The sequence below is a fragment of the Methylocella sp. genome (assembly GCF_041905455.1).
GTDB lineage: Bacteria > Pseudomonadota > Alphaproteobacteria > Rhizobiales > Beijerinckiaceae > Methylocapsa.
Window position 1 is genome coordinate 313,383 of record NZ_JAYRLA010000001.1, and the last position, 16,196, is coordinate 329,578.

General features: G+C 66.2%; 20 protein-coding genes and 2 tRNA genes. 14 read left to right on the forward strand and 8 right to left on the reverse strand.

Annotated elements, in window-relative coordinates:
* Positions 1-58 precede the first annotated feature (58 nt).
* The 5 genes from sppA (at position 59) to trpB (ending at position 3,893) form a co-directional block, all read left to right on the forward strand.
* Positions 59-1,030, forward strand: coding sequence for a signal peptide peptidase SppA (gene sppA / locus ACE3OG_RS01500; protein ID WP_374305383.1), 972 nt, complete (start codon positions 59-61; stop codon positions 1,028-1,030).
* 134 nt (positions 1,031-1,164) lie between these two features.
* Positions 1,165-1,455 carry an integration host factor subunit beta gene (locus ACE3OG_RS01505; protein WP_374305385.1) on the forward strand — a complete coding sequence of 97 codons (291 nt, stop codon included), beginning with the start codon at positions 1,165-1,167 and terminating at the stop codon, positions 1,453-1,455.
* Positions 1,456-1,530: 75 nt separating this feature from the next.
* Positions 1,531-1,857 (forward strand): lipopolysaccharide assembly protein LapA domain-containing protein, encoded by a 327-nt coding sequence (locus tag ACE3OG_RS01510; RefSeq protein WP_374305387.1) that lies wholly within the window; start codon positions 1,531-1,533, stop codon positions 1,855-1,857.
* Positions 1,858-1,894: 37 nt separating this feature from the next.
* Positions 1,895-2,560, forward strand: a complete 666-nt coding sequence (locus ACE3OG_RS01515) for a phosphoribosylanthranilate isomerase (protein ID WP_374305389.1) — start codon at positions 1,895-1,897, stop codon at positions 2,558-2,560.
* Between the two features lie 82 nt (positions 2,561-2,642).
* On the forward strand, positions 2,643-3,893 hold the full coding sequence (trpB, locus tag ACE3OG_RS01520; protein ID WP_374305391.1) for a tryptophan synthase subunit beta: 1,251 nt from the start codon (positions 2,643-2,645) through the stop codon (positions 3,891-3,893).
* Between the two features lie 12 nt (positions 3,894-3,905).
* Here the strand turns inward: trpB and ACE3OG_RS01525 are convergent, their stop codons facing one another.
* The 5 genes from ACE3OG_RS01525 to ACE3OG_RS01545 all read right to left on the reverse strand — a co-directional run bounded on the left by ACE3OG_RS01525 (position 3,906) and on the right by ACE3OG_RS01545 (position 9,239).
* Positions 3,906-5,216: a hypothetical protein gene (locus tag ACE3OG_RS01525; RefSeq protein WP_374305393.1), complete on the reverse strand. Its 1,311-nt coding sequence runs from the start codon at positions 5,214-5,216 to the stop codon at positions 3,906-3,908.
* Between the two features lie 29 nt (positions 5,217-5,245).
* Entirely contained in the window at positions 5,246-5,956 is a 711-nt protein-coding gene (locus ACE3OG_RS01530; RefSeq protein ID WP_374305395.1) for a hypothetical protein, read from the reverse strand.
* Positions 5,957-6,283: 327 nt separating this feature from the next.
* A complete protein-coding gene (bioB, locus tag ACE3OG_RS01535; RefSeq protein WP_374305397.1) occupies positions 6,284-7,306 on the reverse strand; it encodes a biotin synthase BioB in 1,023 nt (340 codons plus the stop codon).
* Positions 7,307-7,370: 64 nt separating this feature from the next.
* The gene (locus tag ACE3OG_RS01540; RefSeq protein WP_374305399.1) at positions 7,371-8,174 is read right to left on the reverse strand and encodes a hypothetical protein; all 804 of its coding nucleotides are present in this window, start codon (positions 8,172-8,174) and stop codon (positions 7,371-7,373) included.
* A gap of 6 nt (positions 8,175-8,180) precedes the next feature.
* A complete protein-coding gene (locus tag ACE3OG_RS01545; protein ID WP_374305401.1) occupies positions 8,181-9,239 on the reverse strand; it encodes a class I SAM-dependent methyltransferase in 1,059 nt (352 codons plus the stop codon).
* 237 nt (positions 9,240-9,476) lie between these two features.
* On the opposite strand from ACE3OG_RS01545, the gene ACE3OG_RS01550 reads away from it, so the two are divergent.
* Together ACE3OG_RS01550 and ACE3OG_RS01555 are read left to right on the forward strand one after the other, a co-directional pair.
* The gene (locus ACE3OG_RS01550; protein ID WP_374305403.1) at positions 9,477-9,668 is read left to right on the forward strand and encodes a YqaE/Pmp3 family membrane protein; all 192 of its coding nucleotides are present in this window, start codon (positions 9,477-9,479) and stop codon (positions 9,666-9,668) included.
* Positions 9,669-9,688: 20 nt separating this feature from the next.
* The gene (locus ACE3OG_RS01555) at positions 9,689-10,375 is read left to right on the forward strand and encodes an EI24 domain-containing protein (RefSeq protein WP_374305405.1); all 687 of its coding nucleotides are present in this window, start codon (positions 9,689-9,691) and stop codon (positions 10,373-10,375) included.
* A 2-nt stretch (positions 10,376-10,377) separates the two neighbouring features.
* On the opposite strand, the gene ACE3OG_RS01560 is transcribed toward ACE3OG_RS01555, so the two are convergent.
* On the reverse strand, positions 10,378-11,385 hold the full coding sequence (locus ACE3OG_RS01560; protein WP_374305407.1) for a complex I NDUFA9 subunit family protein: 1,008 nt from the start codon (positions 11,383-11,385) through the stop codon (positions 10,378-10,380).
* Between the two features lie 130 nt (positions 11,386-11,515).
* Here ACE3OG_RS01560 and ACE3OG_RS01565 point away from each other — a divergent pair.
* The 6 genes from ACE3OG_RS01565 (at position 11,516) to ACE3OG_RS01590 (ending at position 15,253) form a co-directional block, all read left to right on the forward strand.
* A tRNA-Leu gene (locus ACE3OG_RS01565) sits at positions 11,516-11,600 on the forward strand.
* Positions 11,601-11,755: 155 nt separating this feature from the next.
* A complete protein-coding gene (locus ACE3OG_RS01570) occupies positions 11,756-12,976 on the forward strand; it encodes a tyrosine-type recombinase/integrase (protein WP_374305409.1) in 1,221 nt (406 codons plus the stop codon).
* 83 nt (positions 12,977-13,059) lie between these two features.
* Positions 13,060-13,779 (forward strand): hypothetical protein, encoded by a 720-nt coding sequence (locus tag ACE3OG_RS01575; protein WP_374305411.1) that lies wholly within the window; start codon positions 13,060-13,062, stop codon positions 13,777-13,779.
* Between the two features lie 105 nt (positions 13,780-13,884).
* Positions 13,885-14,052, forward strand: a complete 168-nt coding sequence (locus tag ACE3OG_RS01580; protein ID WP_374305413.1) for a helix-turn-helix domain-containing protein — start codon at positions 13,885-13,887, stop codon at positions 14,050-14,052.
* A gap of 8 nt (positions 14,053-14,060) precedes the next feature.
* Positions 14,061-14,543: a helix-turn-helix domain-containing protein gene (locus ACE3OG_RS01585; protein ID WP_374305415.1), complete on the forward strand. Its 483-nt coding sequence runs from the start codon at positions 14,061-14,063 to the stop codon at positions 14,541-14,543.
* A complete protein-coding gene (locus tag ACE3OG_RS01590; protein ID WP_374305417.1) occupies positions 14,540-15,253 on the forward strand; it encodes a hypothetical protein in 714 nt (237 codons plus the stop codon). Before ACE3OG_RS01585 ends, ACE3OG_RS01590 begins: the two co-directional genes overlap by 4 nt.
* A gap of 49 nt (positions 15,254-15,302) precedes the next feature.
* Here the strand turns inward: ACE3OG_RS01590 and ACE3OG_RS01595 are convergent, their stop codons facing one another.
* Positions 15,303-15,515: a hypothetical protein gene (locus ACE3OG_RS01595; protein ID WP_374305419.1), complete on the reverse strand. Its 213-nt coding sequence runs from the start codon at positions 15,513-15,515 to the stop codon at positions 15,303-15,305.
* On the opposite strand from ACE3OG_RS01595, the gene ACE3OG_RS01600 reads away from it, so the two are divergent.
* Positions 15,506-15,742, forward strand: a complete 237-nt coding sequence (locus ACE3OG_RS01600; protein WP_374305421.1) for a hypothetical protein — start codon at positions 15,506-15,508, stop codon at positions 15,740-15,742. The two genes, ACE3OG_RS01595 and ACE3OG_RS01600, sit on opposite strands and share 10 nt — an antisense overlap.
* Before the next feature lie 330 nt (positions 15,743-16,072).
* Here the strand turns inward: ACE3OG_RS01600 and ACE3OG_RS01605 are convergent.
* Positions 16,073-16,149, reverse strand: a tRNA-His gene (locus tag ACE3OG_RS01605).
* Positions 16,150-16,196: the final 47 nt, after the last annotated feature.

Genomic DNA, 16,196 nt, shown 5'->3' on the forward strand with positions numbered 1-16,196 from the left:
GCGCCGCGCGCCTTCCGTATCGTCGCGCGCGCTGATGCACCCCTGAACCGGATCCGCGATGGCCGCGCCTCAATTCTCCGACTATCTCGTCGAGCGGCGGCTTCTCGGCCGCCGCCTGTCCTTCTGGCGCCTCGCCGCCTTCGTCGCGGCGGCTCTGTTCATCCTCGTCCTGGGGCTGCGCCTGTTCTCGGGCGAGGACGGGCCGCATCTTTCCCCCCATATCGCGCGCCTCAACATCCGCGGCGTCATCACCGGCGACCGCGAGACGTTGCGGCTGATCTCGCGCCTCGAGGACTCCGCCGCCGCCGCCGTGCTGGTGTCGATCGACAGTCCTGGAGGCACGACGGCGGGCGCCGAGCGCCTTTACGACGCGCTGCGCCGGCTCTCGGCCAAGAAGCCCACGGCGGCCGTGGTCGGCTCGCTCGCCGCGTCCGGCGGCTACATCGCCGCGCTCGGCGCCGACCAGATCGTCGCGCTCGGCAACTCGCTCGTCGGCTCCATCGGCGTGCTGGTGCAATATCCGAACGTCTCGGAGCTGCTCGACAAGATCGGCGTCAAGGTCGAGGGCGTGAAGTCCTCGCCGCTGAAGGCCGCCCCCAACGGCCTCGAGCCGACGAGCCCGGAGGCGCGGGCGGCGCTCGAATCGCTGGTGATGGACAGCTACGGCTGGTTCAAGGGCCTCGTGCGCGAGCGCCGCGGCTTCGACGACGCGCAGCTCGCCGCCGTTTCGGACGGGCGGGTGTTCACCGGCCGGCAGGCGCTCGGCCTGCGCCTGATCGACCGGCTCGGGGGCGAGCGCGAAGCGATCGCCTGGCTCGAGCAGGAGAAAGGCGTCGCCAAGGGCCTCAGCGTGCAGGACTGGCGCGCTGACCGCTCCTTCCGCTTCGGTCTGTTCTCGTCCGCGGCGGGCGTGGCGACGTTGCTCGGGCTCGACGATCTCGCCCGCATGCTCGAGCGTGGCGGAGAGCGCGTGGAGGGCCGAATGCTTGACGGTCTCGTCTCGATTTGGCAAGTTGACGGCGCGGATTGACGGCCCGATGAAACGTCGTCTCGGCGTTGCGTCGCCGGCGTTTTCGTCTTGGCGCTCCCTGTCCCGGCGGCGCGCCGCCCTCCACGATTTCTACGCCGGCCAATTCCAATGATGCCTGTTTCTGGGCGGGGCGCATGATCAAATCCGAGCTGGTTCAGCGCATCGCCGACCGCAACCCTCATCTTTACCTTCGCGACGTCGAGAAGATCGTCAACGCCATCCTCGACGAGATCACCAGCGCGCTCGCCCGCGGCGACCGCGTCGAGCTGCGCGGCTTCGGCGCCTTTTCCGTCAAGCATCGCGACGCGCGCGTCGGCCGCAACCCGCGCACCGGCGCCCATGTCGAGGTCGACGAAAAGGTCGTGCCCTTCTTCAAGACCGGCAAGGAGATGCGCGAGCGGCTGAACGACGGCGACGCCGGCTGACCGGCGCCGTCCTTTCGTCGAGCCTCTGGTCTCCGGCGCAATGAATCCTCCACCCCAAGCGAAACGATCCGGCCGATGGCGCGCTTTCTGAAATGGTTGATCCTCCTGCCGGTCGCCGCGGTCGTCCTCGCCCTCGCGGTGGCCAACCGTCACAGCGTGACGATCTATCTCGACCCGTTCCCCGGCGGCGTCCCGGACGGGCCGCAGGTCGCGGCGCCCTTCTATCTCGTGCTGCTGCTCACCCTCATGCTCGGCGTCCTGATCGGCGGCGTCGCGGCCTGGGTGCGCCAGGGGGCGAGGCGCCGGGAGGCGCGCCGGACGCGGGCCGATCTGCGGCGCGCCCATGCCGAGCTCGCCCGCAACGACCTGCTGCCGGCGCTCGAGCATCGCAAGGGCGCCTGAAGGCGCCAGGGGGCGTCGTGAGCCGCCTCGTCGAGACATGAGCGTCCTCGTCAAGATCTGCGGCCTGTCGACGCCGCGCGCCGTCGACGCCGCGCTTTCCGCCGGCGCCGACATGATCGGCGTCGTGCATTTCGAGCGCAGCCCGCGCCACGTTTCGCTCGACCTCGCGCGAAAGCTCTTCGCGCGCGCCGGAACGCGGGCGGCGAGGACGCTTCTGACGGTCGACGCCGGCGACGCCTTCCTCGCCGACGCGCTTTCCCTGCTTCGGCCCGACTTCCTGCAGCTGCACGGGCGCGAGCCGCCCGAGCGCGCGGCCGCGTTGCGCGCCGCCTTCGACGTGAAGATCATCAAGGCGCTTCCCGTCGAGGACGCCGCGGACCTTTCCGCCGCGAACGCCTACGCCGAGGCCGCCGACATGCTGCTGTTCGACGCGCGCCCGCCCAGAGGCGCGGCGCTTCCCGGCGGCAACGGCCGGAGCTTCGACTGGCGCCTGCTGCGGGGCTTCGCCGCGCCGGCGCCGTGGCTGCTCGCCGGCGGGCTCGACGCCGGCAACGTCGCCGAGGCGCTCGCAGCCTCAGGCGCGCCGGGCGTCGACGTCTCCTCCGGCGTCGAAAGCGCGCCCGGGGTCAAGGACGAGGCGAAGATCGCCGCCTTCCTGCGCGCCGCGCGGGCCGGGGTTTCGCGCGTGGGCGAGACGGGCTAAACAGCCTGCGGCGAGGCGCCCCGGCGCGTTTTCTCGCCGAAGCCTCGCCGTCTCTTCGCACGACGCATCACGGAAGACGCATATGACCGACGCGGCCGTTTCGCTGCCCAACTCCTACCGCGCCGGACCCGACGAGCGCGGCCATTTCGGCGTTTTCGGCGGCCGTTTCGTCGCCGAGACGCTGATGCCGCTGATCCTCGACCTCGAGCGGGAATATGAGGCGGCGAAGGACGATCCCTCGTTTCGCGCCGAGCTCGACGGCCTGCTCAAGCATTATGTCGGCCGGCCGAGCCCGCTTTATTACGCCGAGCGGCTCACCGAACACGCCCGCGCGCTGGCGCAGACCGCCGGGCGCGAAGGCGGGGCGAAGATCTATTTCAAGCGCGAAGACCTCAACCACACCGGCGCGCACAAGATCAACAATGTGCTGGGCCAGATCCTGCTCGCGCGGCGCATGGGCAAGACGCGGATCATCGCCGAGACGGGCGCCGGCCAGCATGGCGTCGCGACGGCCACCGCCTGCGCCCGCTTCGGCCTTAAATGCGTCGTCTACATGGGCGCCGTCGACGTCGAGCGGCAGAAGCCCAACGTCTTCCGCATGAAGCTGCTCGGCGCGACGGTCGTGCCGGTGCAGGCCGGCGCGAAGACGCTGAAGGACGCGATGAACGAGGCGCTGCGCGACTGGGTGACCAATGTCGCCGACACCTTCTACTGCATCGGCACGGCGGCCGGCCCGCATCCCTATCCCGCCATGGTGCGCGATTTCCAGTGCGTCATCGGCGAGGAGGCGAAAGCGCAGATGGGCGAGGCGGAGGGGCGGCTGCCCGACTCGCTGTTCGCCTGCATCGGCGGCGGCTCCAACGCCATCGGCCTGTTCCACCCCTTCCTCGACGACCCGTCGGTCGAGATCTTCGGCGTCGAGGCGGCCGGCTTCGGCCTGCACGACAAGCACGCCGCCTCGCTCGCCGGCGGGCGTCCCGGCGTGCTGCACGGCAACCGCACCTATCTGCTGATGAACGAGGACGGGCAGATCGAGGAAGGCCATTCGATCTCGGCCGGCCTCGACTATCCGGGCATCGGCCCCGAGCACTCCTGGCTCAAGGAGAGCGGGCGGGTGACCTATCTGTCGGCGACGGACGACGAGGCGCTGCAGGCGTTCAAGCTGTGCTCTGAGCTCGAGGGCATCATTCCGGCGCTCGAGCCGGCGCACGCGCTGGCCAAGGCCGCGGAGATCGCGCCGCTGAAGCCGCGCGATCATCTGATGGTGGTGAACATCTCCGGCCGCGGCGACAAGGACATCTTCACTGTGGCCGATCACCTCGGCGGGATGTGAGGCCGCAGGGGCTCACTCGCCGGCGAGCTTGTTCGACAAGCCGGCCGGCGTCCCGAGCCCCGTGCAGAGATCCCAGCCGGAACCTGCGGCGTCGCCGAGATAGAAGCCGCAATAGCCGAGGGTGACGTCGGTCCAGCCGGCGCCGCTCTTGCCGAGCGTCGCATAAATGACCGCGAGCTCCGACGCGCTCGAGGCGCGGAACGTCGCGGCGGCGTTGGCGATCGCCGCCGTCACCGGCGAGGCGAGGCTGGTGCCGCCGACGATCAGCCAGCGCCCATAGCCGTAATAGGTCGAATTATAGACCCACGCGCCGGTGCGCGGGTCGGCGATCGCCGCGACGTCGGGGACGCCACGCACTTTGACGATGGAGGCTATGCCCTTCTGGTAGCTCGGGCGCTTCTCATAGGCGCTGGCGCCGCCGCCAGTGTCCACCCAGGCGGCTTGCGCCTGAAGCTTTCCGGTCTGCTGGTTGCGGCTGTTCGACGTCCCGCCGACGCAGACGACGTTCGGCGACACGCACGGATACTCCGTGCCCGCCTCGTCCCCCGAAGAGGCGAAGAACACGACCTTGGATCCCTTGAAATAGGAGTCGAAGCTGGTTTCGGAGGAGAACTCCGAGCCGCCCCAGCTCATCGACACCTCGCCGCCGCCGGCGGCGGCGACGAGCTGGGCGGCCTTGGTCACGCCCGCGAACAGGTCGGAGTAGGAATTGGAGTTCGTCTCGACGAGGAAAATCTTCGCCTTCGGGGCGAGCCCGTGGGCGTATTCGATGTCGAGCGAGGCCTCGATGTCCCAGCCGGAGCCGGCGCCGTTCGGCGGCTGCGAGCCCGAGGCGTAGACGACCTTGAAGTTCGACGACGTGGGCGCGGGCAGCCCGAACTGCTTGGAGAAGGCGGCGAGATCGGCCTGCGCGTTCGTGTAGTCATACGCGTCGACGATGGCGATGGCCCTCGCTCCGCGGCTCGAATTGGTCAGCGCGCTGGTCGGGGAGCAGCCCGAGGGTCCGGCGGCGACGCCGTAGACGCAGGCGATGGAGGCCGGCGTTTCGAAAAAGGAGCCGGCGGTCGGCGGGCCGGATTGCGAACTCGGCGCGGCGGACGGCGGCGTCGCGCCGGCGGGCGGGATCATGATTCGCAGATGGGTGCGCGCACGCCGCCCATCCTGCGTCGCGTTAGGCTGGCTGGAGGAGGGGCGGACGATGACGCCCGCGCCGGGCCCGTCCGCTACGGACGCGCCGGGGCTCGCCTGTTGCGCGCCCGCCGCCGTGACGGCGCCGAGCGCCGCGCCGGAGGCGAGGAAAGCTGCAAGGATCGTCGTCTTCATGAGAATTTCCTCCCGATCGCCTTCGGCGCCTACTTGAGTCTGTAAGTGTAACGGCTCTGCGGAGTCGCGGCGTCCTGGCCAGTCGTCGTCTTGAAGGACGCGACCGTCAGATAATCGCCGCTCTGCGACGCGCCGATGATCGTTCCCGCTCCCCACTGACCGCCGCAGGCGGCGCCGTCTTCTATGATTCCGTAGCTGTATTCGGTGCTGGTGATCCCGGCCGGCTTCAGCCGCGTGGCGTAGAGGGGATTTTGCTTGATGTCGCCGACATAGAAGGTCGTCGGTATGCCGCAGTACTTGAGCAGCGCAGGCGCCGCGTTGGTCTGCCATCTGGTGATCGACTGGGCGGCGACCACGCTGGGGCCGACGAGGACGAGGCCATAATTCGGGTTGGACGGATAGACGTAGGTTCCGGCGTTGAATTTGGCGCTGAGGACCGGGGGAGACGCGGTCTGCGTGGGCTTGGCCGGCGAGACGGTGAGCACGCCGGTGGATGAAGCGGTCAGGTTGATCGTCACGTCCTTGTAGATATAGGAGCCGTTCGGCAGCTTGATCGGCAGGCGGTTGAGGATGATCGTCGAGCCCGTCGCGACGACGTTGGCGTAGTCGAGGACGACGGTGGAGGCGGAAGTCGCGACGGGCTCCGCCGCCGACTGAGCCAGCGTCGCGGCGGGAACGGCGGCGGACAGAGTCGCGATAGCGGCCAGAAGGGCTGGGCGCGGAGATAATTCAAGACGCATAATGAATTCCTGTCTAAATGCTTGCGCCCGCCCGGGGCGAGAACGCGAGGCCGATCGAGCGCGCGACGGCGATGCGCCGTCGCACGCCTGGAATGAAGCCTAGGGCGGCACCTTCCGCGAAGCCACACCCATTCCGGCTATAGTTGATGAATTATTGCAACAAGACGCTTATTTGGCCGAAATACTTGAAGCCTGCTGTCATTCGTCAGAACACGAGGGCGGAGACGTCTTCCGAGTTCGGCATGTTTCGCGTCTATTTTTCCAAAAACGCCAGGGCGCGTCGGGATCGGCTCCGCCGCGGCGCGCCAGTTTGCGCCGACCGACATTTCAGGGCGCGGCCGCAGCCGCGCCGCAGCCGCCCGCCGGCGAATCCGGGGCCTTGCACGCGCCCTGCGGGCCGAGCGCGGCGAACAGCGCGTCGTCGGCGCAAGCCTCGACGTTCGGCGTCGTCAGCAAAGCCTCGCCGTAGAAGATCGAGTTGGCGCCGGCGACCATGCACAGCACCTGCGCCTCGCGGGAGAGGACCGAGCGGCCGGCCGAAAGCCGCACGCGCGAGGCCGGCAGCACGATGCGCGTCGTCGCGATCATCCGCACGAAGTCGAGCGAATCGACGCGCGGCATGTCGCCGAGCGGCGTGCCCTTGACCGGCGTCAGCGCGTTGATCGGCACGCTCTCGGGGTGCGGGTCGAAGCGCGCCAGCGTCGCCAGCATGGCGGCGCGGTCGGCGACGCCCTCGCCCATGCCGATGATGCCGCCGCAGCACATCTCGATTCCGGCGCCGCGCACCGCCTTCAGCGTCTCGAGCCGGTCGTCGTAGGTGCGAGTGGAAATGATCTTGTCGTAATAGTCCGGCCCGGTGTCGAGGTTGTGGTTGTAGGCGGTGAGTCCCGCCTCCTTGAGCCGCCCGGCCTGCGCGGCGTTGATCATGCCGAGCGTGACGCAGGCCTCCATGCCCATCTCGCGCACGCCGCGCACCATGGCGAGCACGGCGTCGAACTCGCGGCCGTCGCGCACGCTGCGCCACGCGGCGCCCATGCAGAAGCGGTCGGCGCCCGCCGCCCTGGCCTTGGCCGCGATCGCCAGCACTTCGTCCGGCGACATCATGTGGACGCGCTCGAGCTTGACCTCCTTGTGATGGGCCGACTGCGGGCAATAGCCGCAATCCTCGGGGCATCCGCCCGTCTTGATCGAGAGCAGGCTCGCCTTCTGCACGTCGTCGACGTCGTGGAATTCGCGATGCACGGCCGACGCGCGCGCGACGAGGGAGAGCAGGGGCGAATCATGGATTGCGATGATTTCTTCGACGTTCCAGTCGTTGCGAAGAAAAACGTCGGCGCCTGGTCTTGTCATACGTTCGCTTTCGTTGGTGCGGCGATGCCGCCTCACCTTACGCGGACAGGGAGGTCTTGGGGAATCAGAGATTTTGCGCGGAGCCAAGGCCCTCACCTTGAGCCTCGCGATGAATCGCGACCGCCGCGACGGTGAGGGAGCCGCGGCCGCCGAAGAAGGTTCTGATTTCGACTGGTTGCGGCGCGTCGCCCGGCGCGATCTCGAAACGTCCCGTCGCCTGCGCCGGCTCCCCCGCGCTGGGCTCAAGCGGGCCTCGCGCGATGGTCGAGCGCGCGCCGACGCAAACGTCCCATGAATCTTCCGGCGCCTCCCCCGCCGCGTCGCCTTTCGAACTGACGTAGGAGATCGTCGCGACATACGCGCCGGGAGCGAGCTGGACATAGGGTCCGAAGGTGAAGCAACCAGACGCGTCGTCTTCCGCGCAGGCCGTTCGGCCGACGCCGTCGCTTTCGCCGAAATTGGCCGGCAGCTCGGCGGCCCAATAGTGGTGGACGCCTTTCTCGTCGTCGCTTCGGCCGGCGGTGTCCATCCGCCGCTGAATGACGAGAAGGTCCTCGGCGCAGCGCTCGATCTTGTCGGCGTGCTCCCCGATTTCGGCGGGCGTCGGCGCGAAAGCGATGATCCGCCGCCTGGCGCGCCCATCCTTGACGTAGAAAGCGTCCGCCGCCGGGTCCCGCGTCAGGTCCAGTTTGAGGTCGAGCAGGATTGTCGGGCTCAAGCATGTCTCCACGAGGCGCCATACGAGCGCCGAAGGCGTATGCTCGGAAAATTCGACGACGACGCGCGCGGCGCGGCCGACGAGCTTGACGCAGGCCGCGAGCTCCCTCTGGTAGGCTTCGGACGCAAGTTCGTCGGCGCTGATGTCCATGCCAAGCTAGACCAGGTTGAACTCGCCGAGGTTCTCGACCGCCATATCGGTCTGCGCGACCGAACCGCGGGAGATCATGAGGTCGACGCCCTTGCCGCGCGCCGCCGCGCGGAGTTCTTTTGCGAACTCCTCAGGCGCATAGGCCTCGATGGCGATAAGGCGCGCGGCCTTGGACAGAAAATCAATGCAGGAATTGGGGTAGCCGCCGATTTCCACGACGCAGGAGCCGGGCGCGTCGACGATCTCCGCGGCGATGGCGTAGCGCATGCGGTAGGCGGGCGCGCGCAGATAGCTCCAGCGCTCGAAGCGCGTCTTGCGGCGGCTTTCGGCCAGGGCGGCCGCCATCGCGTCCGGATCGAGGTCGACGCGCCGGCCGGCGTCGACGAAGGCGCCGAGGCTCTCCGGCATGCGCGCGACGGGCGCCGCCGCGCGCCGGCGCATGAACGCCGTGCCGACGCCGATCTCGCCGAGCTCAAGACAGTCCCAGTCGGGACGCCGACGCAGGATTTCGCGCATCGCCGCCTGCACTGAGGGAAGCGCGAGGTCATGCAGGCTGACCACGGCGCGCGAGGACAGGAGCGGCGCGTAATTCTCGAAATCGGCGATGACGCCATCGGTCGAGTGGTCGCCGTCGATATGCAGGTAATCGACTTTGATCCCTTGCGCGAAAAACAGCGCCGCGGCGTCGCTCGACAGCATCTGCAGGACGCGCACGCCGGCGGCGCGGCGCAGGAAATCATTGTCCGGGCGCAGCCAGCCGCCGTTCTGGATCGGGCTGCCGAAGCCGAGGTCGGGCAAATTGGCGTCGACGAGATAGGTCGCCGCCGGCGCGAGGCCGAGGTCTTTTTGCGCCTGCGCGAGCAGGTCCGGCACGAAGCCTGCGCCAGACCCGACGCATACGCTGACCTGGGCGCGAACGGCGGCGGCGAAGCCGTAATAGAGGTAGCCGCACCCCAGCACGCCGTCGAACGCGCCGTGACTGTCGGCGAAGACGTCCCGCGCGAAGCGCCCACGGACGCGCTCCTTCGCAATGAGACAGAAATCGTCTTTCGTAGCGTCATCCATTCCCGCCTCCTCCGGCCATCGGCGCAATCGAGCCGCAACCGCGGCGTCGCTTCGCTTCGGGCGCGCAGAAAACCTTCCCCTGCAATAACGAAGCGCCTGGCCGAGCTCCAGCCGCGCAGCTACGGAAAATATGGGCGGCTTCATTGCGGCGTTGGCGCCGGCGTCCTAAATCACCGTCGCGGCGGTCGCTTTCAGGGCGCCGCCGCAAGGACGGGCCTCGAGGCCGCGGGAGACGTCATGCGCCTGTTCATCGCCATATTTCTGCCGCCGCTCCTGTTCTTCACGATCGGCCGGCCGTTCGCCGGACTCATCTGCCTTATTCTTCAGGTTACGCTGATCGGCTGGATTCCCGCTGCGCTCTGGGCCGTCTACGCGCTGAGCCAGCACAGGACCGACGAGAAAATTCGCGTCCTGCGCGCCGGTCGTTGACGCCGCGTTCGCTCCCCGCCATGCTCGACGCAGCGCTCGCCGCAGCCGCGCAGATTTTCTCGAAGCCCTTCAGGTCCGTCTTCTGGAAGACGATCCTGCTCACGCTGGCTTCGCTCGCCCTCGCCTGGGCCGGGTTCGAGCGCCTGCTCGCGTCCGTGCGTCTGCCCTACGCCTGGCTCGAGACGGCGCTCGCCGTCGTCGGCGGGCTCGGGCTCTTCGTCGGCGCGGCCTTTCTCGTCAGTCCCGTGTCGTTCTTCCTCTCGGGCTTCTTCTTCGACGAGCTCGCCGCCCACGTCGAGGAGGGGCTTTCGCCGCGGCTCGCCGGACGGACGCCTCCGCTTGGCGCGGCGGCGAAGGTTTCGCTCGAGTTCGCGCTCGCCTCGCTCCTCGTCAACGTCCTCGCGTTGCTCCTGCTGCTCGCGCCGGGCGTCAACGCCGTCGCCTTCCTCGGCGCCAACGCCTATCTGTTCGGACGCGGCTATTTCGAGCTTGCGGCGCTGCGCTTCCTGCCGCCCGCCGACGTCTCGCGGCTGCGTCGCGACAACGGCCCGAGGCTCTTCTTCGCCGGCCTCGTCGTCGCGGCTCTCGCTGCGATCCCCGTCGCAAACCTGCTGACGCCGCTGTTCGCCGCCGCCTTCATGACGCGGATCGCGGCGCCGATGATGCGGACGGCGCTCGCCGCGCCTCGCCGCGACGCGGCGGTCTAGGTTCAGGCCGCGCGCCGGTCGGCGTACTGGCCGGTCGGCCGGTAGCGGCCGAGATAGGCCGGCGCTTCGGCTTCAAAGGATTCGGGCGCGATCCCGAGCCCCTTGAGGTCGCGGCCCTCCGCCGCGGCCTGCGCCGAGACGACGTTGTCGCTCCTCAGGAGCTCCACCTGGTCGCGGGTGATCACGAAGGTTTCGGGCAGCAGGCCGAGCGAGACCCTGCGCAGGAACTCGGTGACGCCGCCGAGCGCCGAGGCCTGCTCGAAGCCGACCTTGACGAGCGGGCGCTTGTGCTGCGTGGCGTCTTCGACGAACTCCATGATCTCGCGCAGCGTGACCACCTGCGGGCCGCCGAGCTCATAGACCGTTCCCGGCTTCGCGCCGCCGTTCAGGGCGATGGCGGCCGCTTTCGCGACGTCGCCGACGAACACCGGCTGCAGCTTCGTCTCGCCGCCGCCGACGAGCGGCAGGAACGGCATGAGGCGCGCCATGGTCGCGAAGCGGTTGAAGAACTGGTCCTCCGGGCCGAACACCACTGAAGGACGCAGGATGACGGCGCCCGGAAAGGCGGCGGCGACGCGCGCCTCGCCGTCCGCCTTGGTGCGGGCGTAGGCCGACGCGGAGCTCGCGTCGGCGCCGATCGCCGAAAGCTGGACGAAGGTTTTCACGCCGGCGGCCTTCGCGGCCCTGGCGACAGTCTCGGCGCCGTCGGCGTGCGCCGCCGCGAAAGTCTGCTCGCCCGATTCGGAGAGAAGGCCGACGAGATTGACCACGGCGTCGGCGTTGCGCAGGGCGCGCTCGACGGAATCCTTGTAGCGCAGATTGGCCTGCACGGCGTGGATCTGCCCCACCTTGCCGATCGGCTGGAGATGGAAGGCGAGATCAGGACGGCGCGAGGCGACGCGCACGCGCCAGCCGTCCTTGACGAGCGCGCGCACGACATGCCTGCCGATGAAGCCCGCGCCGCCGAACACGACAGCCAGCCGACCCGTCCTGACCAAAGCCTCCGCCATGTTCCGCCCCCCGCGCGCCCTTGACTATTGCGCCGTTTTAGGCGGCGTCGCCGCGGCTGTACAGGGGCCGGCGCAAAAGGGCGACGGCTCATTGACAAAAGGCGCGCGCGCTGCGTATCAGAGCGCCCGGGCCCTGGTGGCGGAATTGGTAGACGCGCTGGTTTCAGGTACCAGTGGTGCAAGCCGTGGAGGTTCGAGTCCTCTCCAGGGCACCAAGTCCACGTTCGCGCATGTTCGGCGACGTGGACAAAGTGTCGGATTTCATTTAAGTTTTCGGCTGCATCGGTTGAGGCCGTTCGTGTTTGTGCGCTGACAGCCGGGCCGATCTGGGGGCCTTTTTAGGGGCTCTGAGTTCTGACAGGGGCCCTCGATGGCGCTTACAGATATCGTGGTCCGCAACGCGAAGCCACGCGAGCGCGATTACAAGCTCGCCGACGGCGGCGGTCTATATCTTCTAGTGACGCGCGCTGGCGGTCGCCTCTGGCGGATGAAATATCGGGCCGATGGCGTCGAGCGCAAATTGTCGTTCGGCAAATATCCAGACGTGACCTTGGTGGATGCGCGCAAGGCGCGCGACAGAGCGCGGACTATGGTAAGCGGCGGCCAAGACCCGGCTGCTGCGAAGCGTCGCGAGCGTGTTGCACGGGTGCTGGCTGCGGGAACGACATTCGGCGCAATTGCGCTGGAGTACGTGGAGAAAGCCGAGAAGGAAGGTCGATCGCCGGCGACGATCGCCAAGCTTCATTGGGCCCGCGAATGGCTTGAACCGGCGATTGGTCGGCGGCCGGTCGATCAGATCGAACCGCACGAATTGCTGGCGCTGCTCAAGCGACAAGAAGGGAAGGGCCAGTTCGAGACGGCCCGACGCACGCGCGCCTTCGCGAGCCGCGTATTTCGATACGCTGTTGCGACCGCCAGAGCAAAGAACGATCCGGCCGCTCTCTTGGTGGGCGCAGTAACGGCGTCGCGTCCCAAGCATCTTGCTGCCATCGTCGATCCAAATCGCGTCGGTGAATTGCTACGCGCCATCGCTATTTATTCAGGTAATCCACTTACGCGCCTCGCACTGTCGTTTTCTTCTCAGGTTTTTGTCAGGCCCGGGGAACTTCGCCAAGCTGAGTGGTCGGAAATTGACGAAGAGGCGGCGGTGTGGCGCATCCCCGCAGCGCGGATGAAGAAGCGCAGGGAGCATGTCGTTCCGCTATCGCGCCAGTCGCTCGAAATCCTCGCTCAGACCCGCAAACTTTCCGGCGGCGGACGATTTGTGTTTCCTGCGTTGGGGAAGCCCGACAAGCCAATGTCTGAAAACACCGTCGCTGGCGCTCTTCGTCGTATGGGATTCTCCTCTGAGGAGATGTCGGCGCACGGATTCCGAGCGATGGCCAGCACGCTTTTGAACGAGTCCAGAAAATGGTCGCCGGATGCCATTGAAAGGGCTTTGGCGCATCAGGACAATGATAAGGTGCGCGCGGCGTATCATCGGGGAGCGCATTGGAAAGAACGCGTCGCGATGGCGCAATGGTGGAGCGATCATCTCGACGCATTGCATGGAGGCGCTAAAATTATCCAATTCCTTGAAGTTGCTGTGTAGTTAAATTGATAAGTTCGGGCGAAACTCTTGATTTCTTAAGTAAAAGTTCCTCAATGGCATGGCTTAAGCGTATGATATTGTGGATGATATATAGCAAGGAGTTGGAGCCGATATTTTCTAAAATTCGTTCTGTGGAGCGTGAGCCTGTTTTTTCAATTATATTAGAGGCTCTGGGTGGAGATTGTAGATCGAATGATAGGGAGAGGCTTATAAGGGAACATTTTGCAAGTGATATGGCTGAGAGACTTATTGCAGCTGAAGAATCTGGCTACATTGAAAATTTAATATATGAGTTTGAAGACAGTGACGACCCAATGCCCGTCTCGCCAGGCTTTGTCGTGTTGTCTTCTGACATCGATTGGGATAATGGCGTCGTCAATGTTAACTTAGATAAGGAGCAAATAAAGGATATATCTTTATTTTATGAAGGTGAAGATATTGTAGCAGGTGAGTTCAGTGAGCCAACCTACGAAGTTTCGCTTGCTGGCTTTTGTTTTCTCCGCCAGCAAATAGAAATGATGCAACCGCATATCGAGCTGGCCAAACAATCATTCTCAAAAAGCGCAGTAACTGCCCGAACGGGTCGTCCGAGAATTTGGGATTGGGAAGGCGCGACAACCTACTTATTAAGTATCGCTCAAACTCCTGACGGGCTTCCGACGGGGCCCGGCGCGCAAGCGCAGATCGAGCGCTTCATCGCGGACTGGTTTGTTTCCGTTTCTGGAAACACGCCGTCCTCTAGCCAGTTGCGGCAACACGCGGCGAAGATCATGCGGGCTTTGAAAGCGCCTGAAAGTCCGTAAGTCGTATTTCTCCTTTTTCGGCGTTGCCGGCCGACGCGCGCTCCGAACTTCCGCATCCTCCAACGTATTCGCTGGCGCTCGCCCGCGACCTCAAGGAGTGCGGTAATGGAAGCTTTGTCTATCTCGATCAATGACGCGGCGAAGGCGCTGGGCCTTGGGCGCACCTCGATCTATGCAATGATCGCTGACGGGCGCCTTGAGGCATTCAAGCTTGGGCGGCGCAGGTTGGTGACTGTCGAGTCTGTGCGGCGATTGGTGGCATCGAAGCGCTGAGGCGCGCCGTGCCCGGTAAACGGGTCAACCTCAATCTGATCAAGACGCATTTCAGCTATACCGCCAGCGAACTGGCCAAGCGTCTCGGCATACACAAGAACACGGTGCGGAACTGGATGCGCGCCGGCCTTCCTTGCCTCGGCGGCCGCCCGGCTCTCTTTCACGGCGGGACGGTGCGCGCGTTTCTCAGCGTTCGCAGCGCCGAGCGTCGGCAGCCGTGCCCGCCAGGTTTCTTTTATTGCTTCCGCTGTCGGGAGCGCCGCAAGCCAGCGCTGGGTCTCGTGGATTACGTCGATCGCGAGAATGGCGCCGGCAATCTGACCGCCATCTGCGAGAGCTGCGGCGCGATCATGAATCGGCGCGCGGGACGCGACCGGCTTGGCGCGATCATGCCGGGTCTTGACGTGCAAATCAGGCAGGCGGCGCCGACCCTAGTTGAGAGTCTCGATCCCTCCCTGAATTGTGGGTCAAAGGAGCAACGTTCGGCATGACCAAGCCCAACCCTGAAAACGAGCGGCAGAAGCGCGCCTATTTCGCCTTCCTGCGGGAAGCGCATGGTCGCGACGAAACGACGATCGATCGCGTCGCCGCGTCGCTCGCGCGCTTCGAGGCGAGCACGAAAGCGCGCGATTTTGCGCGCTTCCATCGAGAACAGGCCGTCGCCTTCAAGGCGCGCCTGCTTGAGACGGCGAACGCCCGGACCGGGGAGCGTCTCAGCAAGGCGACCGTCCTTTCCACGCTGCGCGATCTGCGCGTCTTCTTCCTCTGGCTGGCGCGCGAGCCAGGCTATAGGTCGAAAATTGCCTTTTCCGACGCCGATTATTTCAATCTGCCGGACAAGGATGTCGCGGTCGCCCGCGCGCGCCGCCGCCGCTTTCTCCGCCAGGGCGGCTTCGCCACGCTGTTCGGCTTCACCGCGGCCGCTCGCTTGGAGGCGAAGGAACGTCACGTCCAAGCGCAGGCGAAGTTCAAGGAAGCGCTGCCGAGGCACGTTCCTTTCTCCAGCTGGTATGAGGATTTGGAAAGGAGAGGCGTACAAGAGCTGCGGCCTCTTGATCGCCCCTTTGGCTTACAAAACCGCCTCGACCGAGCGATGATCGAGTTTATTGGGCTTTTGCGCCAATGCGGCCGTCGCCGAGCTTCCCGCTGCGCGTCAAAAGCAAATTTTGACGGCGCTCAAAGGCGGGCGGAAGGACGCTGAACGGATCATCCGGGGCGCCTTCGACCAAGCCAGGGAAGCTCGCCGCGCATCAGGCGTCGACGAGGCCGCCGCGGAACTCGAACACGCCGGGGGCGCCGAACGCGACGCGCTGGCCGCCCTCTGCAGCTTCAGATGCGCCACCGTCGCCGATGTGAACGCCCGGGCCGAATATCTCGCCGGCCTTGACGGCGTGTCGCCCAAGGCCGTCGCGGCCGCGCTCGCCCTCCTCTCGCTGCCGGGGAGGCTTGAGCCATGGCGACATCCCTCATTGAGGCCATGGACACTCTCGACGATATCGCCGCGTTGGTGGGGGTCGGGCAGATGGCGGCCTTCGACCTTGAGCCCGAAGAACAAGGCCAGATCCAGGCGCTGTTCTCCGTCATCGCGCAGGGCTTGGCCAGCCGGGCGCCGAGGAAGGCGTTGATTTCACTTGCCTCAAATTTGAGGAGCGGGGCAGGTTTTGAGCTGCGCTCGCTCCCCCGGCGATGACCAGGGCGATCGAGGGCGCTTTCCTCAACGAAAACAGCGGGCTCAGTTTTGAGCCGGGCTCGGCCGTCGCGGGGAAGGATGGCCCCATTTGGGGCCATGTCGGCCGGCACGAAATCGTGCCGTTTCGGATCAATGGGTTAGCGCGGCCGTGCAGAATTGCACGGCCTTTGAGATCAGGAGCCTGGCGAATTCGGCTTGTCTGGAGGTCAAGGGCTTCGAGGTCGACGGCTAACGTCGGCGAAATCGCTTTCCGTGTCTACACGGCGGCTACAATCCGAACCAAGGATGTTATGATAATCCGTCTTATAGCCCCTAAACCCTTGTTCTATCTGGTACCGCCACCCCGGCTCGAACGGGGGACCTCTAGATCCACAATCTAGCGCTCTAACCAACTGAGCTATGGCGGCCCGGCGACAGGCGGCGGACCCTAACGGCGGGCGAGAGCGATTGCAAG